The following is a 19,653-nucleotide window of genomic DNA, read 5'->3' as shown; positions in this document are numbered from 1 at the left end:
CGCTAAATCATCGGATGGCTTACCCGGAACAGTAACTAAACCTGATTTCAGAGAATGTTTGAATTGTCGGTGGCTTCCCCTTGTTCTCGATAAATACCATCCATCTTGTTCTAGTAATCTAATTACATCTCTAACTTTCATATTATATCTGATTCTTAAAAATTGGCTGTTACCTTTATATGTTACATTTCACAAGTCTCCACGCGAGAGAAGAGAAATAGTACAATCTATCTCACTCCATGCTTCTTCAAGTTGAACTATCCACCCTAAACTCTCCCAGTCGTCCGGTAATTCCCTTCCTGCATCCCATGCCGGGAGGTGTCCTAGGGGTGCTTTTAGGTCAAAAGTAACATCTTTGTAGTATATCCAGCTATTATTCACTCGCCAGCCTACTCTATCTCCGAAAGCGTTCCAAACTCTGTGATCCAACTGCCGCGTCCCACCGAGTTCGCGGTAGATTTTCGCCTGCACGGAAAAACCAAAGCGACCGCCACTATATTTAACCCATAATTGGTCAATGGTTCGCAAATCCTCGCAGGGAAAATTATCCATATCCTCTACCCGTAGCCATCCTTCTTCTGTTCGGTTGGCTACCTGTACCATCACTGTCGCGGTTTCCTCGTCCGCTTCTTTCCATTGCTGTTGTTTCAGTAAATCCCGTAGCTTCGTGTAATCGATTCCTTTCTCGCTTTTTAGTTCGATTTCGATTTTTTGATCTGTTGGTGGCACGATGGCTGAATTTACAGAGTAAAGCGAGCTAATGATAAATTTTATTGCATATCCTCGACCTGTAGGCCAATCGTCCCGAAACACTTTTAGGATAAAACTATCGGTAGTGTATTCTTGACTTACTCCACTAATAATCGCCGTTTTGATAGTATCAGGTAAGTCCATCCCCGTAGCGGACTGCATTAAACTATCACTATAGTCTAGAAGTGTCTTATGCCCAAGTTCTGATTTTTCAACTTGATTAACATTTAGGACTATTTTTAATTCGTTTGCACTGTTCTTTGTTCCATCAACATAATAAGCGATGTTATTTGCTAGACCGTCTGGATTGGTATCTAATATTTGGTAAGGACTAGAACAAAAATAGGAATCACTGCCTTTGTAGGCGATTTTATAGCCTCCCGTCTCAAGACCAACTCGGTCAAGATAATGACAAATAAGTGATGGTGATTCTTCTAGAAAAGTCGTTTGTTTTTTTTGTGATAATTGGTCTGGTGAGATAGAAATATTTTTGCTAGTGGAATTAGCGTCTTCTAGTTTAGAGGATTCTAAAGACGGTGGAAGGCTAATATGCTGTTGTGCTAATTTTCGATTAATTCTGTCGTAATCTTGCCAGTATTTAGGTCTGGTTGTATCCAAAGCCAGAACTCGTCTCATCAACTGTCGCGCTTCCTCTAGCTTTCCCTCCACTTCCAACTCTAAAGCTTCCACTCGCAATAACTCTATATCGGGAGTCTTTGCCTGTTTCGGTAACAGAATCAGATGATTTTTATAATGCGGTTCGACAATAGAATGGAGAGTTTGCGGGGGTTTGTTGTGTTGTCGGTTGATTTCTGGAATCCTTTCGCGGAGACGATTACAGAGTCTTTCTACCGTGGCGCAGTTATTTTCCCCTTGGATTCGTAAAGCCTCTAGAAGTGAATAGGTAAACGAACCCTGTTGTAGTTCGGGAATTTCGTAGGATTCCTCCATCGGACTACAGGAAGCGATGGTTATCACTCCCTGTTGCTTTTGCCAGCCTACGGATTTATTGCTAAAGTCGTTCTCGTTGCGACAGGCATCGAGAAAGAGAATGATATTATCTGCACCGCATCTCCGTAAACGTTGGGTAACGTAATTGAGGGGAATGGTCGTCTGTTCGATTAAGGTCGGGTGTCCCTCGCTGGGAACGAGATAATCCTGTCCCTGATGGCGTAATCCGTGGCCACTGAAGAAAAACCAGAAATTATCGCCGGTTTCTAAGCGTTGCGACTCGAAAAAGTCTTGCAGGAAAGCCATTAGGTTTGTGTACGTCGGTTTCGTCTCCTGTTGGGAACCATTCGGCGCGGTTATTGGGTCAGACTCATCGGTAAACAGGAAAACTTCCTCAAAATTAATTTCGTCACGACAATAACGCGCCATCTCTACCGCGTCCTGCTTGGCACATTTGAGCGGTTTCAAGCGTTTGTATTGATTTATCCCGATAAATAATCCCCAGTTCGCCATTAGTCTGCGGTCGGTGTGTTTTTCTCGTCTCGCTTGAATTTTAGGGTTAATCCGCCTTTGGTGCCGGTCTTAATCCCCGTCCCTAATAATTTTACTTCACCTTCTCCGGTAATCTCTACGCAAAGCTCTACTTCATCGAGTTTAAAACCGGTTTGCTCGTTGACCTGTTTCTGTGCTTGATTGAAGACTTTGCCGATAAGCTGGAGAAAATGGGATAGTTCTGTCTCTAGCTTCTCTATGCTCACTTTTACGCCACGAGTCGCAGCTTCGGTGATAGTTTTCCTCGTGTCCCAGGGATTGTCATAGGTGTCGTTTCCTTTCGCATCTTTATCGGGGGTGACGGGGGTATCTTCTGCGGTGATAATCCAAATAGTTTCTTCTGGCATAGCGTTCTCGTTTTTCGGCAATGGTTCTCCTTTATTATTCTAGTTACCCATTGCTAACTCACCTATAGAGATAGGGGTTAATAGTCCCAAAAAAGGCCGACGAGTGTAAAGTGCGTTAGAAGGCAACCAATTCTTTTAAAAAACCAACATTAACAATCCGCACCCCACCCAGCAACTTTATTGTTAAATTTGTGTTTCTGTCTTGGCTTATTTTGTTAGCAAGAACAGCCGAGAAACCTATTTTCCGCTATCATGGAAACAGGACTGTACTGCTTGCTCAATCAATGCTTACCCTCAAAACGAGTAAACTAACCCTTGCTGATGTTCAACGTCATCTTAATTTCCAAGAAAAGCTTGAGGATGTTTCATTTACAGAGCTTTTAACATTGGAAACCGTCAGCGACGCAGAAAAATTAGAACTTGTTCAAATCCGCAACGATTTTCGACCCTATTTGATGGAAGATAAAGCATCAGAAGGACAAGTTAAAGTTTCAACCCTATTTCCCCTATTGCGGTTAGCGGGTTTTTATCGTTATCCGATTAAGATTAGGGTTGAAGAAGGGATTGATAATATTATCCTTGTGGATGAAGATAAAACTATTAGCGGACGGTTTGATATTGTCACGGTGAATAATTCGATAGCAACTGTCAATGATATCCCTTTTTGGATTTTAGTCATTGAAGCTAAAGAGAGTGGAATCGAAGTGCGTCAGGGATTACCTCAATTATTGACTTATGCCTACAATAGCTTAGAAAGACAACCCTCAGTTTGGGGATTAGCAACTAATGGCTTACAATATATGTTCGTCCATCTCAGACAAGAAACTAACCCCACTTATCAAATAATGCCAGAACTTAATTTAATGTATCCTGAATCAGCAATTAATCTGCTCCAAATGCTCAAGGCAATGGGTCAGCTAATTTTAGAGACATAAATTAGGACTCAAACAGGCTATAATCTCCTAGTATTTTACTGTCTATATAGGGAATTAAAAGCGTCTTGAATAATTACCACTATCTAAAACTCCTAAGTCAAAAATAAACTTAATTAAGGTGTCGATTGAACGAGAATGAATTAGTTGATGCTTGCTCAATATCTAACCAAGACTCGATTACAGAATTAACCACAGCAGCTACGCAGGAAATCGCTACACTATTACCCGTTAATTTTCGCATAGTTTGATAACTGCCGACAATTTGATAATCATCGGGAAAACCTTGTAAACGTAGCATTTCTCTTGCTGTTAAGCGTCTTTTCCCATCCACTAACAAATAATTATAGGATGCTCCTGCTCGCAAGGCACAGGAATAGGGATAAGCGCTGACATTTCCTCCTTTATTTTCGTGCCAGATAGTCGGTTCACTATAAGGTTTTTTTCCCTCTCTTTTCAGCAGGCGACTTTTTTGAATTTTTTCGGAAGCATAATAAAAATCCGAAACATTTTCCTCTAAGATTTCTGTTAAACTTGTTCTAGATAAAGCTGGTTTTGGCCAGATAAAACCCCTAGTTTCTCGGAAACCAACGATAAAAATCCGTTCCCGTTTTTGCGGTAAACCAAAATTAAGAGCATTCAAAACCCGATAATCGGTATAGTAATCTAAATCTTGTAAAGTATCGAGAATAACTTGCAAGGTTTTTCCCTGTTGATGTCCCTGCAATTGCTTGACATTTTCCAGAATAAATGCTGCGGGTTGTTTGGCTTTTAAAATGCGGGCAATCTCAAAAAATAGCGTGCCTCTGGTATCTTCAAACCCCTTTAAATCACCACAAATACTAAAGGGTTGACAGGGAAATCCCGCCATTAAAATATCGTGATTGGGAATATCTAGGGCAGCGATTTCGGTAATATCTCCCCGGGGTTGGTCGCCAAAATTAGCCTGATAAATTGCCTGAGCATCTTTATCTATATCACAGGAAAAAACACAATCAGATTCTAAGTTTTTTTGGCGACAAACTTGTTCAATCGCCACTCGAAACCCTCCCAAACCACAAAAGAGGTCAATAAAACGAATTTTTTTACTATCTTTCAGGAGATTCATCGATAGTTGAGATTGTAGCGATAGGGATATTCTCTTTGATTTTAACTTATTCAACTTTCACCAAAGAGCGGACGGTAAATATTTCATTGGCGCTTGAGAGTAACAAACTGAAAACAGTCGTCATCCCTGGAGACATACACAAAAAAAGGATGGTGGGTTAAGCTTCTTAAACCTCAGTTTTCTAGGAAATCACAGCGAAGAATAACAGAATTATATAATTTGAAATTCATCCTGTTTAAGATTTTGAATTGATTCAATCTTGGAAACTTCTACAGCGATAACTGTATAGGCTTTTCCCTGATTATTTAACACTTCTAAAACATAGCCATCCTCTTGGCCTTCGGGTCGAGGACAATAATCCACGATAATCGCGTGAGTGCCACGAGACAAATTAGATTCTGGCAAATCTTCGGTTAATTGAACTTCGGAAAACATATCAAATTTCATAGTCTAACTCTTTTAATCTGGTAATAAAGTCACAAATCTTGTTTCTTTCGTAAGTGAGTCGATAATCCAATAGGTAGAGACTCGTAAGTTTATCCCGTTCACCCCTTGTAAAAGTCCTTTAATTTCATAAATATCACCGAACTTTGTTTGTTTATTTAAGGTGGCCTCGTTGAGAAGAATACGTCTTAAATCTTGTTCCAAATTATTATTGATAAGCTGAATCGTGATCGGAATGTAAAGAAAGTATTCGTAAATAATCACCTTCTCTAGCAGCAATTGCTCTACATTTTTGCGTGATTCTAAAACTGTACAATTTTTCTCCTTTTTGACCTTTTTTAGAATTAATTTTCTCCCATTTTAATCCTTGATCTTGATATAACTGCTCCCAAGTTAGTTGAGAAATTTTCCTGAAAGTTTTCAGAGCGGATGATGCTTCACTTTTGGGTAAATTGAATAAATCTCGCTGAAAAATTGGATTGTTCAGATCAAGTAAAACCTTACTCATTATTTTCAAGTTTGCTCTCTAGGGATTCTAGATCTGATAACTGCGGTGGATGATTAGCATTCCATGCGAGAGCCTGATCTAATTTTTCTCGAAAAGGCGATCGATTTATCCAGTCTTCGTTTACGGGAGAGCGATCGAGTAAATTTTGATAAAACTCATTCCACAGTTGACCCCATTCTTTTAGATCGATAACAACTGCTGTTTTTTCTCCTGTTTCATCGACAATATACTGAATACCTTTCATGATTTAAATTGTTGTGAGATGGATATTAACTAATAACTATATTTTAATCGATTCACGAGAAGATATGGATTTTGCAAGTTCTTGTCTAGCATCTTCCGATAGAGAACAACCAAAATCTAGAATCTCGATTAAAACTAACTGATCGTCCTCGGAATAATGTAATATTGTTTTCCCTTCCTCCTCTGCGTAAGCAATTGGATTATTGTTTAACTCAATTAATAAAGCATCCACATCTGGGCTATAGTGTATCTTGTTCACCAAATTCCTCTAATTGTTATCGCTTTAACTCTTGTGTCGGCAATGAATTGGCAATTAATCAGAATTAATCTAAATTGTTTCGCTCAAGCCAACCTAAGAGGCTGTTGTGTTGGCGTTGAAAGCTTTGCCGTGTTCTTCTCGAATTTTATGAATTTCTTCAGCATACTTGAGAGTAAACCCGTAGGATTCCGCAGCCTTTTCCGCAGCAATGCGAGACTTAACTAAATAGTCATGGATAGACGTGCATTCCTCCGATAATCTTGTTTGAGTTTTATCTTTTTCTTGCAAAATCTCTGAGTGGATCATAAGTTATTCTCCTCTTTGAATAGTTCAAGTGGTGTGATAATTTCAGGTGTTGACAAACCAAGGCGGGCATTGATAACGCGAATATGCTTCCGTTTGTTAGCATTCGCTAGGTGGTTGCAATTCCAAGTAACGAGATATTGAATGTCGAAATAGCTGGCATAGGCAAGATGTAGAGCGTCGCCCACAAGAGACCTTGGCATGACATAGTTGGCAAGATAAAACTCGACAACTTGTTCAAGAGCAGAAGTCGGCGGTAGTAAAGGAATCCTCGAAACCAAATGAATAATTTCAGCTTTACGCGGATAGTTTCCGTCGGTTAGTTCTTGAAGCACGGCATCTGAAATATATAAATCATAATAACTGGACATTTCCGACCACCACTTCCTTGTGACTTCGGTAAAAGCTTTTAGAGTTTCACGCTCATCAAAGTAATAACTCGGAACGGTGGAATCCAAGTATACTTTTTCTTTCATGGTAATAACTGATCTACAAGACTAAATTAGAGTCTGAAGAAGCGATATGGTAGCCTCCTCTATTCTACTATCCTATCTCTGTAAGGAGGTTGTCGCACTATCAGGCTTGACCTCTTTGACCTCGATCGCACTTGGGATTGATAGAGTTCATCGCCACGTCGGGCAAATTCCTCTTTGCTGTGGCGAGGTTGCCGTGCTGTCATTGACTAGACTCTGTTTCAACGTTTGTCTCTCTATTTTAACCTAGGCTTGTTGACAGATAAAAATCAATTCAGGGTAATCGCTTTCAGGTAAAAAAATTAGGCGTTTTCGGTTTACCATAGTCAAAGTGTGCTTTCTAGGCTAATGACTTTGACTAAAAACCCCGTGATCAGAAACCGTCGTTTTTCCCTACGCAATCTCTTTGAGACTTGCATGGCCCTATTGGTGTTATGCAATTATATTCTGGTTATTTTCGATTTAACCTATATTCCCCTGCGAGATTTTTGGTTACAGGGACGCTTGCAAATAACTTTATTAAGATTTAATGAACCAATACAACTCGGGCCGATTTCCTTTCAAGAATTACAAATACCTCCCGACAAACCCCTAGAAATTCCCTTTGTTAAAGGAATCGCTAAGTATGATGTGGTGAAAGGGATTAAACCCTATCGCAGTACCAGCGAATATTTAGCTACGGTTGATAAACTTAATGAAATAATTAATCAAAAGGTCTTTAACCCAGAGTTTAATCTGCAAGAATATCGCCAAGAGATTGAGAAAATTTTAGCCAATTTACGCCAAAAAAGTGTCGATATGATCGATAATAATCCCTTTGCCTCGGCCGAGAAAACTGGGACTTTAGAAAAGATTAAAAATAAAATGCGCTTGCGGGTTTTTAAAACAGAAAATGTTTCCGCAAAAGCAGCCTTTCAGAAGTTTTGGACTTGGGATTATCTCAGTCAAAATGGCTGGGAAAAAGAGTTGAAATTTTTCAATCAAGAAATTCAACCTTTAATAGAAACTAATTATTTTCGTCCCCTGGGAGAAGATGGGAGACCGATAGATAACTTTGAGGCGATCGATTTTTTCTTTGGCACCATCTTTTTCTGGGAATTTATGCTGAGAACTTGGTGGATTGCTCGCACTCATAAAGGCCTGCGTTGGCGCGAGGCTATGTTATGGCGTTGGTATGATATTTTTCTGTTTATTCCTATCTGGAGATGGTTGCGATTTATTCCTACCGTTATTCGCCTAGATCAAGTTAAAATTATTAACTTAAGGTTGATTAAAGAACAGGCAGTTAAAGGCTTAGTTGCGCTAATTTCTAAAGATATTACTGAGATAATATTCCTGAGAATTATTAATCAAATACAGGAATATATCCGACGGGGACAAGTGGAGAAATTTCTCGATCAATCCCTTAGTGGTGGATATAATAATCTCAATGATACTAATGAAGTTATCGAAATTTTTCGGTTAGTAGTTAATAGCACTGTTGATAAGGTTTTACCGCAAGTTAAACCGGAAGCAGAAGCTTTAATTAAATACAATATCGAGAAAATTCTCAGTCAAACTCCTGCGTATCAGAGCTTATTGCGATTACCCGGCATGAAAGGGTTAAAAACTGACTTGAGTAATCGTCTATCTAGTCAATTGTATCAATCCTTTGTTAATATAGCTGACAAGATTACCCAGGAAGACGAAGTTTTTGAGCGTTTATTACAGCAATTAGTCCAACGTTTCGGGCAATCTCTCGCCGGGGAATTACAATCCCGTCACAGTCTAGAAAGAATCGAGATGTTATTAATTATCTTCCTAGAAGAAGTCAAATTAAACTATGTACAAGAATTCTCGGATGAAGACTTAGAAACTATCCTCGAACAAACTCGCTTACTCCACTCCAAAAGTGCAGAAATTACCCCAGGAGAAACCATGAATCCTCGTCGTTTTCCCTAAAAATTAAGTAGCTGGTTATAATTAAATTAAAAATGGATTTTAGGTTCGATCCCCCCTGCCCCCCTTGATAAGGGGGGTGCCGATAGGCGGGGGGATCTCCCCTTGATAAGGGGGGTGCCGATAGGCGGGGGGATCTCCCCTTAATAAGGGGGGCATCTGATAATTTTTAACGCCTACCTACTTAGTGATCATTGATTAGGTAATCTTGCTTGATATTTTGATCACTTTTCTAGTAATATATATGCTGAAGACCCGATTACTCAATTAACCTAATTATCTACTCCCATGTTAACAAAAATTATTCTCGGTTTACTTTGGTTAGGCTTCGGATTATACGCTTTTTTACTAGCACCCCCCGACCAACCAGATACAATGAATTTAATTATCGATCTTTCCACTGGCAAATGGCAAAATATTAACCCGTTAATTATCTCTCTTTTCAACCTGATGGGAGTTTGGCCACTTATCTACACTAGCCTTTTAATTATCGATGGTCGTGACCAAAAAATCATCGCTTGGCCCTTTACTTTTGCCTCCTTTGCCGTGGGTGCTTTCGCTATTTTACCCTATCTAACTCTCCGTCAACCCAACAGCAATTTTACTGGCAAAAAAAATCTGGTCATTAAACTTTTAGACTCACCTTGGTTAGGAGTAATTGCCCTAATTACTGCGGCAATTTTAATCGCTTACGGATTAATTAACGGCAATTGGTCTGATTTTTGGCATCAGTGGCAAACTAGCCGTTTTATTCATGTTATGAGTTTAGATTTCTGTCTTTTAACCCTATTATGTCCAATTTTGCTGCAAGATGATCTAACCCGACGGGGATTAAAAAATCCTTTCCTGTTGCCGGTAATTTCCCTTTTGCCTCTAATCGGTCCGGCAATTTATTTAATTATTCGTCCTCGCTTAGGGGAGAATTAAGGGTAAATTGTCTTGAGCAAACTTAACTATTTCTTGACAAGAGAAGTTCATATTTAACAAAAATTATGCTGAGGTTCCCCTAAAATATGGGGAAAGAGATTAATGTCCAGATTAGAAGGAGTGTTTAACCTTGTTAGAGAGTCAAAAACCACCTCGGATTTACTGCTTTCAAGCTGATTATCTTGCCTCCCAACAATTTAACCCCCAAGAGATTCCCGCTTGGTTATCCTTAGAGGTAAACTGGCAGGGTTATAGAATTCATACCCTACCCTGGGTAGCAGACGTAGCTAGGATATTAGGATTATTAGCGATCGAAGATACTCCCCAAGGGTGGCAAGATTATTTAGAAAGCTTGGGATTAGCCAAAATTAGGTTAATGGACAGCGAGGAGTTTTTTGAGGATAAATCTTTATCGGGATGTTAGAAATGCCCTATAATTGGCAATTTAGTGATGATTCTACCAGTCAATTTATGCCCTATAAACTACTCTTTGTCTGTTTAGGAAATATCTGTCGTTCTCCCGCTGCCGAGAATATCATGACTTATCTGATTGAACAAGAAGGATTAGGCAATAAAATCCTATGTGATTCTGCGGGGACTGCCGGTTATCATATCGGTTCTCCTCCTGATTCTCGCATGAATACGGCCGCCAAAAAACGCGGTATTCTTCTGCAAGGGACAGCTAGACAATTTACCCGCGAAGATTTCGAGAATTTTGATCTAATCCTAGCCATGGATAAAGCCAATTATCAAGATATTTTATCCCTAGATCGGACAGGAAAATATCAAGAAAAGATCAAGTTAATGTGTGACTATGCTCGTTATCACCCAGAAAAAGAAGTTCCCGATCCCTACTACGGTGGTCGTGAAGGTTTTGACCGCGTAATCGAGCTACTTTTAGACTCCTGTGGCAGTCTTTTGGAGGAAGTAAAAAACAAAATTTAAGTTTTTTCTTTCAGCTAATCGATTAATCTATGTTCAAGGGAAAAACGAACCAGTTCGGCGCGATTGTTAGTAATTGTTTTTCTGAGTAAACTACTAACATATTTTTCGATCGTGCGAGAACTAAGATGCAGTTTTTGCCCAATTTCACTATTAGAAAGTCCCCGGGCTAAATGTTCTAACACTTCCCGCTCGCGATTAGTTAACTTAAAATCGTCCTGTAAAGAAGAAGTTAAAACATCCCTAGTTTTGGGACTTTCTTCTGGTTTTAATTTCTGATATTGACGTTCACTTTGCACCATTTGCGATCGCTCTAAAAGATTGCGAATAACTGCTTTTAATTCCTCCATCTCAAAAGGTTTAGGAAGATAGATATCACAACCCACTTGATAACCGCGGATTCTTTCCTCCGTTGACCCTCTTTCGGTTAAAAAAATTACTGGTAATAACCTAAATTCTGGCTGTTGCCGCACCTTAGTCACCAAAGAATAACCGTCTAAACGCGGCATTTTGATATCCGATACCAAAAGATGGGGATGATAGGTATCCAATAAATTCAAAGCTTCCAAACCATTACTCGCCGCTACCACACTATAACCTGCTAATTCTAAATAATCTTTGACCGCTAGGCGGATACCGGGATCATCATCGGCAATTAGAATCAAAAGAGGCATAGAAATCAACAGGACAAGGTTTTTTCGTTATTAATAGCCTAGCACCCTCCGCTCGTCACAATTGTCCATCAAGCTACAGAGGCCATTTTAACTGATATTATACTAGCAGTTAGCAATCAGCCTTTTCAGTAATCAGATGTGAGTTTTCAGCTTTTTTCTCCCCAACTCCGGCACTCCCCCACTCCCCCAACCCCTTTTTTACTTTTTACTTAAGATGACAGATTATTTAGTTTCCCTGACAATTTGGGCGGGTATTTACGCGATTTTTGCCCTCGGTTTAAATCTACAATGGGGATTTACTGGCTTAATTAACTTTGGTCACGTTGCTTTTGCCACTTTAGGGGCTTATGCCACGGTTTTATTAACTTTACAGGGTGTACCGATGATTTTTGCTGCCATTGTCGGGGCGCTCCTAGGGGCATTGTTGGGATTAGCCATCGGTTTTTCCACCCTGAGATTAAGAGCCGATTATCTAGCGATTGTCACCATCGGGGTGTCTGAGTTAATTCGTTTGCTGGTGCTTAACGAGGATTGGTTGACGAAAGGCAGTTTCGGACTACAACGTTATCCCCTACCTTTGGATATAAATCCCAGTTTTCCCGTCAAATTATTAATTATTGCCCTGTTTACCCTGCTTGCTATCTTTGCTCTCTGGCAATTGGGGCGCAATCTGCAACGACAATGGCGCGAAGCTGGGCAAATTAGCGGCAAAAGCTATCAACCGACGCAAAAGAGAGCTTTAATCTTTTGGGGGTTGTTAGGGGCGATAATCCTGCTTTTTCTGTATATAAACGGCGTAATTGCCTTGAATGATTATAATTACAAAGCGGGGCTGATGGTGGTAGTTTTAGTCCTCCTCGCTCTCGTTTATACTGGTTTAGAATTACTTTTGCGATCGCCTTGGGGACGCATCCTCAAAGCTATCCGCGAAGATGAAGAAATTCCCCGGGCCTTGGGAAAAAATGTCTTTTGGTATAAGTTACAATCTTTGATGTTAGGCGGTGCGATCGCTGGTTTAGCCGGGGCTTTTTTAGCATGGCAATTAACCACTATTTACCCGACTAATTTTGAACCGTTATTGACTTTTAACGCTTGGATTATTATTATTCTCGGTGGCTCTGGTAGCAATGCCGGCACCTTACTAGGAGCAGTAATTTTCTGGGCTTACGATTCCCTGACTCGCTTTATTCTACCCCAATTAGATATTTTTAATGATAGCCAATTAGGGGCTTTACGGATTATGATTATCGGTCTGCTGCTCATGGTTTTAATGATCTGGCGACCCCAGGGTATCCTCGGCAAAAAAGAGGAGTTAACTTTGGGAAAATAATTTCAGTTATCAGTTATCAGTTATCAGTTATCAGTTCATCGATTACTCTTCACTGAAAACACTTCCCACTTCATAATTCATAATTCATAATTCATAATTTATATATGTTACTTTCTGCCAAAGGATTATCGAAAAGTTTTGGAGGCATTCGTGCCGTCAATAATGCTTATTTGGACGTGCCGCAGGGCAGCATTACCGGGTTAATCGGTCCTAATGGAGCCGGCAAAACCACACTTTTTAACCTTTTATCTAATTTTATTCGCCCGGATAAAGGAGAAGTTTTTCTTGATGGTCAGCCGATTCATCAGCTGCCTCCCTATCAAATTGCCCTGAAAGGATGTGTGAGAACTTTTCAAGTCGCCAGGGTATTATCCCGATTAACGGTGTTAGAAAATATGCTCTTAGCTAGTCCGGGACAAACGGGAGAAAATTTTCTCAAAGTCTGGTTTCAGGGGGCAAAAATTCGCCAACAGGAACAGGAAAATCGTGCCAAAGCTTTGGACATATTAGATTCGATCGGTCTAGGGGAAAAAGCGCACGATTATGCGGGGGCTTTATCGGGAGGACAGCGTAAATTATTAGAGATTGGCCGAGCGCTAATGACCGAGCCAAAATTAATTTTATTAGATGAACCGGCCGCTGGAGTTAATCCCACTTTAATCGGTCAAATCAGCGACCATATTATCGAATGGAATCGTCAGGGAATTACCTTTTTAATTATCGAGCATAATATGGATGTGATTATGTCCCTTTGTCACCACATTTGGGTATTAGCAGAAGGGACAAATTTAGCCGATGGTATTCCCAGTGAAATCCAAAAAAACGAGCGGGTTTTAAAGGCTTATTTAGGAGACTAAAGCTAATTTTTGCACCTGCTGAACAAAGTTAGCCAGAATTTTTAAGCCATTAGTCGAGGATTTTTCCGGGTGAAACTGCACCGCTACCAAACGCTCACGAGCGATCGCTGCCGTCACCGTTTGACTGCCGTGGGTGACGGTGGCAGCAGTTAGATGACTATCAAGGGGATCAACATAATAGGAATGGACAAAATAGACGTGAGGATGCGGGGGTAATCCCTGCCAAAGAGCATGATCCGGCTGGGTGAAGTCTAATTGATTCCAACCCATGTGGGGAATGGTAATGCCCGGTTCCGAGCGAAAACGGCGCACTGTCCCCGGAATAACCCCTAAACCCGCCTCTTGTCCTTCCTCTGATGAGTCAAAGAGAATTTGTAAACCGAGACAGATACCGAGAAAGGGTTTACCGTTAGCGATCGCTGCTTTGATCGGTTTTTCGAGATGACGGCTGCGAATTTGCCGGACAGCAGGATCAAAAGAACCGACTCCGGGTAAGACAATAGCGTCAGCTTTTTCGAGATCGAGGGGAGAATCGGTAATTTTCGGCACTGCACCCACGGTTTCCAGTCCTTTACAGGCAGAGTGCAGATTTCCCATGTCATAATCGATGACAGCTATTAAGGTCATTGCTATATACTGATCAGGCGATGACCTTATTTTAGAGCAATCACGCCGCTAAATTAGGTCTTGACTCAAAAAGCAATTAAGGTCATTGTTATATACTGATCATCCGAAAGTTTCTAAAGCCATAGCCTCTCCGTTTTCTTAGTTGAAGTTGCCAACGAAAGCCAAACACCAGAGCCTATTTACTAGGAGAGCGGGAAGCAGAGAGAAAAAATCCCTAACCGAGCAGTGTTGACGGACCCGCCATCACCCCGGCAATTTGTCGGTCTAACTGTTCTAAATTTTCCGCCGGTTCAAGGCAGCATAACCCTTGACAAATTAACCCAAATGTGCTAGGGGGCAAACTGTCATCGACTCGATACACCGCAGTGGGCAAATAGCGACCTAACAGCGGCTCGATCGAGCTTTCCGGGGCGCGCAGACAGAAACCGTGACGATAGTGATCGAGAGCAACAAATAAACTGGGGCAAGCGGTGGGGGACTGTTCTAGGATGGTACTAAAAGATTGCAAGGCCTTTTCGGCCCGATCGAGATATTCTAGATTTTCCGTCAATCGCGACAGACGCACTAAATTAGCGATCGCAATTCCGTTGGCTGAAGGGGTGGCATTATCCGTATAACCTCGTTCCCGCACGATCAGATCGAGACTATGATCAGAAGCAGTATTAAAATATCCCCCCTCATCCTCGGACCAAAACCAGCGGTCGAATTCCCCTTGTAGATCGATAGCCGCCTCTAACCAGCCAGTTTCTTGGGGATTAGCCGTTTGCAAGTCCAGTAAAGCCTTAATAAAATAGGCAAAATCCTCCGATTGGGCCAAAACCGAGGCCTGACCCTGATAATTCAAGCGCTGAAAACGTCCATCTAACCACTGATGCTTGAGAATAAACTCGGCCGCTTGAGTAGCCATTTGCCAGTACAAAGGTTCGCTAAAGACGGCAAAGGCCCGGGCTAAACCGGAAATCATCAAACTATTCCAAGCGACGATCATTTTCGTATCCGTTACCGCCGGAATCCGTCCCGGCCAAGAGACGGTTTTCGCCTCTTGATTGTCTCTGGCGGGGGGAAAAAGAGCTAATTGGGCTTGAGAACTGCCATAACGCCGAATAAATAACTTATCGAGCAGATTTTCTATCTCCTTCCCTAATTCTCCCCCTTGCCGACGTTGCAGGACATTACGACCCTCAAAATTCCCCTCGGCAGTAACGGTAAAATTAGCCTGCAGCAGCCCCAATTCCTCGGTCGAGAGATAATCCCTTAACGACCGATCCGACCAGACATAAAAGGCCCCTTCCTCCGGCTCCCCATCCGTGGCCTTCTCAAAACTATCGGCATCTTGGGCCGCATAAAAATAACCTTCTGGGGCGGTCATTTCCCGTTTTAGCCAGTTAACCGTGCCTTTAATCCCTCTCTCAAAGGCCGCTTCTCGATCACCCGCACTCCACAAATTGGCTAAATATTCGACAATTTGCCCGTTATCGTAGAGCATTTTTTCAAAATGGGGAACTGTCCACGTCGAATCCACCGTATAACGATGGAATCCTCCCCCTACATGGTCATAGATTCCCCCCAGGGCCAGATCTTCCCCCCGTTGATAGGCTGCTTGCCGGAGGGAATCCTCAAAATCGTCACCAAAGCGACTACCCTGCAAAGCCAGATTAGCATAGGGAATCATCGGAAAACTGGGCCGACCGTAGTTATTGGGATTAACCTGAATCACCGCAGTATTTGTCTCGATTCCTGTGGCTAAAAGGGAAGGAGCGGCTAAATTGGTCTCTGCTCGGGGTAAAATAGCCGATTGACGCAGCGCGCCCAGCATTTCGGCCGTGAATTTGCTTAATTTCTCCTTTTCTTCGTCATAATAGCGACGTACCGATTGCAACACTTGCAGAAAACCGGGCCGGTTAAAGCGCGGTTGCACGGGAAAATAGGTGCCACCATAGAAGGGAATTAAACTATCCGGTGTTAGGAAGACATTCAGCGGCCAACCCCCTTGACCGACCATCATCTGCAATGCTTGCATATAGATACTATCGATGTCCGGTCTTTCCTCCCGATCAACTTTGATCGGCAAAAAATACTGATTGAGATAATCGGCAATGGCCCGATCGGAAAACGCTTCTCCTTCCATAACCGTACACCAATGACAGCTAGAATAACCGATCGACAGAAAGATCGGTTTATCTTCTCTCCCGGCAATTTCTAGGGCGCTGTCACACCAATACCACCAATCGATCGGGTTTTCGGCGTGTTTTCGCAGGTAAAGACTTTCGGATGCAGCCAGATGATTAGCCATGGGAAAAGGGGTATTTTTGCTCTTGCTGCTTATTAGTTTAAGCTAATTAGAGACTAACCGGAATCAAGCTTCTGCTCATGCTGAAAACTTCGATCGCCCTAGGATTTTTTCTCACTCAATCTTTGCCCCTTAATCCGCAAGTGCAGGGGGTGGCTAATCATTTAATTGGGGTTATGGATACCAGGGAACAAGCGCAGACTAACCCCCGCATTGCTAAGGTGCAAATGACCACCTGTGCCGTGGATTTTTCCCCCAAACAGGATAATATTTATCTTTATCAGGAACAGGCAATTATCGATCGCTTAAATCAACCCTATCGTCAAAGAATTTTAGTCATTCAACCTAGCGCTGATAATTCCACTGTGGAATCGAAAGCTTATAAGTTAAATAATGCCCCTAACTTTATTAATTTTTGTAACAAAGACTTGACAGAAAGAAAATTAAATGTATCAGATTTGGCCGAGTCGGTGTGTACTGTGTTTTTACAACCGATAGCGGGGGGGTATCGGGGAGAAACTCCCCCCCAGGGTTGTCCCACTAATGCCAGAGGTGCGGTAAAAATAACTAATACAATTATTCTAAATTCCCAGGGCATGGATACCAGCGATCGAGGTTATGATAGCAGCGGGCAGCAGGTATGGGGAGCGCAGGATAATTTCTATCAATTTCGCTGGCAAAAACCCTAAAATCGGCTTTCCTGTTTCATTAATGCCACATCGGCAGCAAAATAGGTCAAAATCAAATCGGCCCCCGCTCGTTTCATACTGATTAAAGTTTCCAAAATCAGGCTTTTTTCGTCAATCCAGCCCTGTTTTGCCGCCGCTTTAATCATTGCGTATTCACCACTGACGTTGTAAGCGGCGACGGGAAGATGGCTACTATCGCGCAGACGACGGATAATATCGAGGTAGGCCAGAGCGGGCTTAACCATAATAATATCTGCCCCTTCTATTATGTCTAAACTGGCTTCCCGTAAGGCTTCCCGACTATTAGCCCCATCCATTTGATAGGTTTTCTTATCACCAAATTTTGGTGCTGATTCTAAGGCATCTCGGAAGGGACCATAATAAGCAGAGGCATATTTAGCCGTATAAGCGAGAATTCCCACATCCAAATAGCCAGCCGCATCTAAAGCTCGACGGATCGCCCCAATCCTACCATCCATCATATCGGAAGGAGCGACGAAATTAGCCCCGGCTGCCGCTTGCGAGAGCGACATTTTCACTAAAACTTCTAGGGTTTCATCATTGAGAATTTTACCGTCCTCCACAATACCATCATGACCATAAATCGAAAAAGGATCGAGGGCAACATCGGTAATAATAATTATTTCAGGGACTTCTTTTTTGATCGCTTTCACCGCCCTTGGCACTAAGCCATCGGGATTATAACTTTCTCTGCCGAAATTATCTTTTTTATCCTCGGCAATCAGGGGGAAAAGAGCGATGGCATTAATGCCTAAGTTATAGGCATTAACCACTTCTTTGAGCAATAAATCGAGGGAATAACGATAACAATCGGGCATAGAAGGAATAGCAACCCTTTGATTTTCTCCCTCCATGATAAAGAGGGGATAAATCAAGTCATTAACGGTTAATTCAGTTTCACGAACAAGACGGCGAATCGCTGGAGTATAACGAAGACGACGGGGACGAATCAGCATGATAACAGCGAGTTAAAAATAAAAAGTAAACAGTAAATAGCTGGTTTTGCTCTGGTTTTTTACCTAGGAAAAAACTGGGGATAGGACGATAAAATAATCCCAATCCCCCTGACTAATTAGTGAAAATCGGGACTATGACGAATCAAACTCATAAACTCTTGACGAGTCTTAGCAGAATCGGCAAAAATACCGCGCACGGCACTCGTAGAAGTCCAAGAACCGGGTTTTTCAACCCCGCGCATTACCATACACATATGAGTCGCTTCAATCACCACAGCTACCCCTTGAGGTTGCAGTAATCCCTGCAAAGCATCGGCAATTTGTGCGGTTAAACGTTCCTGTACTTGCAGTCGTCTGGCGTACATTTCACAGATGCGGGCAATTTTCGATAAACCGATCACTTTCCCGTTAGGAATATAGGCAACATGAGCGCGGCCGATAATTGGTAAAATATGGTGTTCACAGGAGCTAAAAATATCGATGTCTCGGATTAAAACCATCTCGTTAGCATCCTCGTGAAAAACTGCCCCATTCAGCAATTCATCCAGGGATTGCTGATAACCAGAAGTGAGAAATTTTAGGGCTTTTACTACTCGTTTAGGAGTGTCTCGTAAACCTTCGCGATCGGGATCTTCTCCTAATCCTAACAGCAGTGTTCTTACCGCTTGCATCATCTCGGCTTCCGATACCGGCGATTTAGGTTCGGTAATCACTTCGGGAAAGTGATTGTAGTCATCATTGTCGAAAATTGCTTTGGACTTAGCTAAGGTCATAGATATTTTTATGGACTCCAATAGTTAATTGATCGGCCGAGTTTTCTGATTTTACCAATGTTAATAAATACCCTTTGCTAGAGTATTTATTTTTCTGGGCATCTAGACGATAACTAATGAAAGCTATCGGTTTATTTCCTCGTCTTTGGGGTTATCTCCGGTGCGGAAACTTGGAAAAATTGATTTTCCTAGTCACCGAAAAAGTCTTGAGTATCTCCCTAGTTAATTGAGGGCAGAGTTCTACTGCATAATTAATTTATTTTGTCAAGTAGTTCATTTGTTTGTTTGTTAGGGTAGTTCTCCTAGAATGATAATCGTTATCATTTTAACAAAAAATTTAGATTTACGAACAAAAACTTTGTCGTCAGATAAATATAGTCCTGTTAAGCTGTTTAAACTATTTTGAAGAGATAAGCATATTTTGCGATTTTATCGCTTATATTCAGCAATATTACTGATTTTTTGCTATTCTTCCTCCGAGTATCAATTCGCTGGAGAAGCAAGGCGATCGAGAAAGAGTATTCCTTCCAGATAATCCTATTCGTGTTGAAAGATAGTTAGTAAAAGTATAGTCAAATGATGAATCGGCAAAAAATGATGGCCAGTTCCGGTCTAATCCTCTTAAAACTTGTTGGGAAACTTTAGCGGGTAAAGCTTGATACTGTTCTGTCTTTTTCATCAGAGAGGCCATCTGATTATAGGTCAAATAGCCATGACCATAAATGAAGTTTTGTCGGATTAAATAATTGGCTGAGTTGT

General features: G+C 41.6%; 25 protein-coding genes and 1 pseudogene. 8 read left to right on the top strand and 18 right to left on the bottom strand.

Annotated features, from left to right (window positions below):
- The 3 genes from IM507_RS22085 to IM507_RS22075 form a co-directional block, all read right to left on the bottom strand.
- On the bottom strand, window positions 1-141 hold a 141-nt coding region (locus IM507_RS22085; protein WP_287637756.1), incomplete at its 3' end, for a type II toxin-antitoxin system HicA family toxin.
- A 48-nt stretch (window positions 142-189) separates the two neighbouring features.
- Window positions 190-2,214, bottom strand: coding sequence for a GUN4 domain-containing protein (locus IM507_RS22080; protein WP_287637755.1), 2,025 nt, complete (start codon window positions 2,212-2,214; stop codon window positions 190-192).
- Window positions 2,214-2,600: a Pepco domain-containing protein gene (locus tag IM507_RS22075; RefSeq protein WP_287669827.1), complete on the bottom strand. Its 387-nt coding sequence runs from the start codon at window positions 2,598-2,600 to the stop codon at window positions 2,214-2,216. Before IM507_RS22075 ends, IM507_RS22080 begins: the two co-directional genes overlap by 1 nt.
- 284 nt (window positions 2,601-2,884) lie before the next feature.
- Here IM507_RS22075 and IM507_RS22070 point away from each other — a divergent pair, with 284 nt between their 5' ends.
- Entirely contained in the window at window positions 2,885-3,535 is a 651-nt protein-coding gene (locus IM507_RS22070) for a restriction endonuclease subunit R (RefSeq protein WP_123230069.1), read from the top strand.
- A 109-nt stretch (window positions 3,536-3,644) separates the two neighbouring features.
- Here the strand turns inward: IM507_RS22070 and IM507_RS22065 are convergent, their stop codons facing one another.
- The 9 genes from IM507_RS22065 to IM507_RS22030 form a co-directional block, all read right to left on the bottom strand.
- Window positions 3,645-4,640: a DNA cytosine methyltransferase gene (locus IM507_RS22065; RefSeq protein ID WP_287637753.1), complete on the bottom strand. Its 996-nt coding sequence runs from the start codon at window positions 4,638-4,640 to the stop codon at window positions 3,645-3,647.
- Between the two features lie 210 nt (window positions 4,641-4,850).
- Window positions 4,851-5,087: a DUF4926 domain-containing protein gene (locus tag IM507_RS22060; protein WP_002731660.1), complete on the bottom strand. Its 237-nt coding sequence runs from the start codon at window positions 5,085-5,087 to the stop codon at window positions 4,851-4,853.
- Window positions 5,088-5,099: 12 nt separating this feature from the next.
- On the bottom strand, window positions 5,100-5,348 hold the full coding sequence (locus IM507_RS23615) for a DUF6883 domain-containing protein (RefSeq protein WP_353737727.1): 249 nt from the start codon (window positions 5,346-5,348) through the stop codon (window positions 5,100-5,102).
- Window positions 5,293-5,592: a hypothetical protein gene (locus tag IM507_RS22055; RefSeq protein ID WP_287637752.1), complete on the bottom strand. Its 300-nt coding sequence runs from the start codon at window positions 5,590-5,592 to the stop codon at window positions 5,293-5,295. The genes IM507_RS23615 and IM507_RS22055 overlap by 56 nt, the downstream gene beginning before the upstream one ends.
- On the bottom strand, window positions 5,585-5,836 hold the full coding sequence (locus IM507_RS22050) for a hypothetical protein (RefSeq protein WP_002769519.1): 252 nt from the start codon (window positions 5,834-5,836) through the stop codon (window positions 5,585-5,587). Before IM507_RS22050 ends, IM507_RS22055 begins: the two co-directional genes overlap by 8 nt.
- A gap of 36 nt (window positions 5,837-5,872) precedes the next feature.
- Window positions 5,873-6,094 (bottom strand): DUF2283 domain-containing protein, encoded by a 222-nt coding sequence (locus tag IM507_RS22045; RefSeq protein WP_002769518.1) that lies wholly within the window; start codon window positions 6,092-6,094, stop codon window positions 5,873-5,875.
- 93 nt (window positions 6,095-6,187) lie between these two features.
- A complete protein-coding gene (locus tag IM507_RS22040; protein ID WP_002789670.1) occupies window positions 6,188-6,400 on the bottom strand; it encodes a hypothetical protein in 213 nt (70 codons plus the stop codon).
- Entirely contained in the window at window positions 6,397-6,873 is a 477-nt protein-coding gene (locus IM507_RS22035; protein ID WP_287637751.1) for a type II toxin-antitoxin system VapC family toxin, read from the bottom strand. The genes IM507_RS22040 and IM507_RS22035 overlap by 4 nt, the downstream gene beginning before the upstream one ends.
- 59 nt (window positions 6,874-6,932) lie before the next feature.
- Window positions 6,933-7,076: a hypothetical protein gene (locus tag IM507_RS22030; protein WP_184891179.1), complete on the bottom strand. Its 144-nt coding sequence runs from the start codon at window positions 7,074-7,076 to the stop codon at window positions 6,933-6,935.
- Window positions 7,077-7,218: 142 nt separating this feature from the next.
- Here IM507_RS22030 and IM507_RS22025 point away from each other — a divergent pair, with 142 nt between their 5' ends.
- The 4 genes from IM507_RS22025 to IM507_RS22010 all read left to right on the top strand — a co-directional run bounded on the left by IM507_RS22025 (window position 7,219) and on the right by IM507_RS22010 (window position 10,680).
- Window positions 7,219-8,811: a hypothetical protein gene (locus IM507_RS22025; protein ID WP_287637750.1), complete on the top strand. Its 1,593-nt coding sequence runs from the start codon at window positions 7,219-7,221 to the stop codon at window positions 8,809-8,811.
- A 285-nt stretch (window positions 8,812-9,096) separates the two neighbouring features.
- Window positions 9,097-9,735, top strand: a complete 639-nt coding sequence (locus IM507_RS22020) for a DUF2834 domain-containing protein (protein ID WP_287637749.1) — start codon at window positions 9,097-9,099, stop codon at window positions 9,733-9,735.
- Window positions 9,736-9,865: 130 nt separating this feature from the next.
- Window positions 9,866-10,159, top strand: a complete 294-nt coding sequence (locus IM507_RS22015) for a hypothetical protein (protein ID WP_002752383.1) — start codon at window positions 9,866-9,868, stop codon at window positions 10,157-10,159.
- Between the two features lie 2 nt (window positions 10,160-10,161).
- Window positions 10,162-10,680: a low molecular weight protein-tyrosine-phosphatase gene (locus IM507_RS22010; protein WP_002752385.1), complete on the top strand. Its 519-nt coding sequence runs from the start codon at window positions 10,162-10,164 to the stop codon at window positions 10,678-10,680.
- A gap of 14 nt (window positions 10,681-10,694) precedes the next feature.
- Here IM507_RS22010 and IM507_RS22005 read toward each other — a convergent pair whose 3' ends face one another.
- Window positions 10,695-11,351, bottom strand: a complete 657-nt coding sequence (locus IM507_RS22005; protein WP_002731853.1) for a response regulator transcription factor — start codon at window positions 11,349-11,351, stop codon at window positions 10,695-10,697.
- Window positions 11,352-11,565: 214 nt separating this feature from the next.
- Between IM507_RS22005 and IM507_RS22000 the strand changes: the two genes are divergently transcribed.
- Together IM507_RS22000 and IM507_RS21995 are read left to right on the top strand one after the other, a co-directional pair.
- Window positions 11,566-12,681 carry a branched-chain amino acid ABC transporter permease gene (locus IM507_RS22000; protein ID WP_002742401.1) on the top strand — a complete coding sequence of 372 codons (1,116 nt, stop codon included), beginning with the start codon at window positions 11,566-11,568 and terminating at the stop codon, window positions 12,679-12,681.
- Between the two features lie 104 nt (window positions 12,682-12,785).
- Entirely contained in the window at window positions 12,786-13,538 is a 753-nt protein-coding gene (locus IM507_RS21995; RefSeq protein ID WP_069474538.1) for an ABC transporter ATP-binding protein, read from the top strand.
- Here the strand turns inward: IM507_RS21995 and hisH are convergent.
- Window positions 13,527-14,165 carry an imidazole glycerol phosphate synthase subunit HisH gene (hisH, locus tag IM507_RS21990; protein WP_272103525.1) on the bottom strand — a complete coding sequence of 213 codons (639 nt, stop codon included), beginning with the start codon at window positions 14,163-14,165 and terminating at the stop codon, window positions 13,527-13,529. The genes IM507_RS21995 and hisH overlap by 12 nt on opposite strands.
- Window positions 14,166-14,379: 214 nt before the next feature.
- A complete protein-coding gene (locus IM507_RS21985; RefSeq protein WP_287637748.1) occupies window positions 14,380-16,458 on the bottom strand; it encodes a thioredoxin domain-containing protein in 2,079 nt (692 codons plus the stop codon).
- A 77-nt stretch (window positions 16,459-16,535) separates the two neighbouring features.
- Between IM507_RS21985 and IM507_RS21980 the strand changes: the two genes are divergently transcribed.
- Window positions 16,536-17,144, top strand: coding sequence for a chromophore lyase CpcT/CpeT (locus IM507_RS21980; RefSeq protein WP_190537547.1), 609 nt, complete (start codon window positions 16,536-16,538; stop codon window positions 17,142-17,144).
- Here the strand turns inward: IM507_RS21980 and hemB are convergent.
- The 3 genes and pseudogenes from hemB to IM507_RS21965 all read right to left on the bottom strand — a co-directional run.
- Window positions 17,141-18,121 carry a porphobilinogen synthase gene (hemB, locus tag IM507_RS21975; RefSeq protein ID WP_002758385.1) on the bottom strand — a complete coding sequence of 327 codons (981 nt, stop codon included), beginning with the start codon at window positions 18,119-18,121 and terminating at the stop codon, window positions 17,141-17,143. The two genes, IM507_RS21980 and hemB, sit on opposite strands and share 4 nt — an antisense overlap.
- 116 nt (window positions 18,122-18,237) lie before the next feature.
- Entirely contained in the window at window positions 18,238-18,894 is a 657-nt protein-coding gene (gene folE / locus IM507_RS21970) for a GTP cyclohydrolase I FolE (protein ID WP_002752393.1), read from the bottom strand.
- Window positions 18,895-19,345: 451 nt separating this feature from the next.
- Window positions 19,346-19,653 (bottom strand): annotated as a pseudogene (locus tag IM507_RS21965) (hypothetical protein); the annotation flags it as partial.

The sequence above is a fragment of the Microcystis sp. M20BS1 genome, assembly GCF_020245305.1.
GTDB classification, from domain to species: domain Bacteria; phylum Cyanobacteriota; class Cyanobacteriia; order Cyanobacteriales; family Microcystaceae; genus Microcystis; species Microcystis ichthyoblabe_A.
Note: the sequence above shows the minus strand (reverse complement) of the source record. Positions and strands in the feature narration are given on the sequence as shown.

Excerpts from the sequence above, each read along its gene's own strand:
- IM507_RS22080 (WP_287637755.1), bottom strand. The coding sequence starts at position 2,214 with ATGGCGAACTGGGGATTATTTATCGGGATAAATCAATACAAACGCTTG.
- IM507_RS22075 (WP_287669827.1), bottom strand. The coding sequence starts at position 2,600 with ATGCCAGAAGAAACTATTTGGATTATCACCGCAGAAGATACCCCCGTC.
- IM507_RS22070 (WP_123230069.1), top strand. The coding sequence starts at position 2,885 with ATGCTTACCCTCAAAACGAGTAAACTAACCCTTGCTGATGTTCAACGT.
- IM507_RS22065 (WP_287637753.1), bottom strand. The coding sequence starts at position 4,640 with ATGAATCTCCTGAAAGATAGTAAAAAAATTCGTTTTATTGACCTCTTT.
- IM507_RS22060 (WP_002731660.1), bottom strand. The coding sequence starts at position 5,087 with ATGAAATTTGATATGTTTTCCGAAGTTCAATTAACCGAAGATTTGCCA.
- IM507_RS22055 (WP_287637752.1), bottom strand. The coding sequence starts at position 5,592 with ATGAGTAAGGTTTTACTTGATCTGAACAATCCAATTTTTCAGCGAGAT.
- IM507_RS22050 (WP_002769519.1), bottom strand. The coding sequence starts at position 5,836 with ATGAAAGGTATTCAGTATATTGTCGATGAAACAGGAGAAAAAACAGCA.
- IM507_RS22040 (WP_002789670.1), bottom strand. The coding sequence starts at position 6,400 with ATGATCCACTCAGAGATTTTGCAAGAAAAAGATAAAACTCAAACAAGA.
- IM507_RS22035 (WP_287637751.1), bottom strand. The coding sequence starts at position 6,873 with ATGAAAGAAAAAGTATACTTGGATTCCACCGTTCCGAGTTATTACTTT.
- IM507_RS22030 (WP_184891179.1), bottom strand. The coding sequence starts at position 7,076 with ATGACAGCACGGCAACCTCGCCACAGCAAAGAGGAATTTGCCCGACGT.
- IM507_RS22025 (WP_287637750.1), top strand. The coding sequence starts at position 7,219 with ATGACTTTGACTAAAAACCCCGTGATCAGAAACCGTCGTTTTTCCCTA.
- IM507_RS22020 (WP_287637749.1), top strand. The coding sequence starts at position 9,097 with ATGTTAACAAAAATTATTCTCGGTTTACTTTGGTTAGGCTTCGGATTA.
- IM507_RS22010 (WP_002752385.1), top strand. The coding sequence starts at position 10,162 with ATGCCCTATAATTGGCAATTTAGTGATGATTCTACCAGTCAATTTATG.
- IM507_RS22005 (WP_002731853.1), bottom strand. The coding sequence starts at position 11,351 with ATGCCTCTTTTGATTCTAATTGCCGATGATGATCCCGGTATCCGCCTA.
- IM507_RS22000 (WP_002742401.1), top strand. The coding sequence starts at position 11,566 with ATGACAGATTATTTAGTTTCCCTGACAATTTGGGCGGGTATTTACGCG.
- IM507_RS21995 (WP_069474538.1), top strand. The coding sequence starts at position 12,786 with ATGTTACTTTCTGCCAAAGGATTATCGAAAAGTTTTGGAGGCATTCGT.
- hisH (WP_272103525.1), bottom strand. The coding sequence starts at position 14,165 with ATGACCTTAATAGCTGTCATCGATTATGACATGGGAAATCTGCACTCT.
- IM507_RS21985 (WP_287637748.1), bottom strand. The coding sequence starts at position 16,458 with ATGGCTAATCATCTGGCTGCATCCGAAAGTCTTTACCTGCGAAAACAC.
- IM507_RS21980 (WP_190537547.1), top strand. The coding sequence starts at position 16,536 with ATGCTGAAAACTTCGATCGCCCTAGGATTTTTTCTCACTCAATCTTTG.
- hemB (WP_002758385.1), bottom strand. The coding sequence starts at position 18,121 with ATGCTGATTCGTCCCCGTCGTCTTCGTTATACTCCAGCGATTCGCCGT.
- folE (WP_002752393.1), bottom strand. The coding sequence starts at position 18,894 with ATGACCTTAGCTAAGTCCAAAGCAATTTTCGACAATGATGACTACAAT.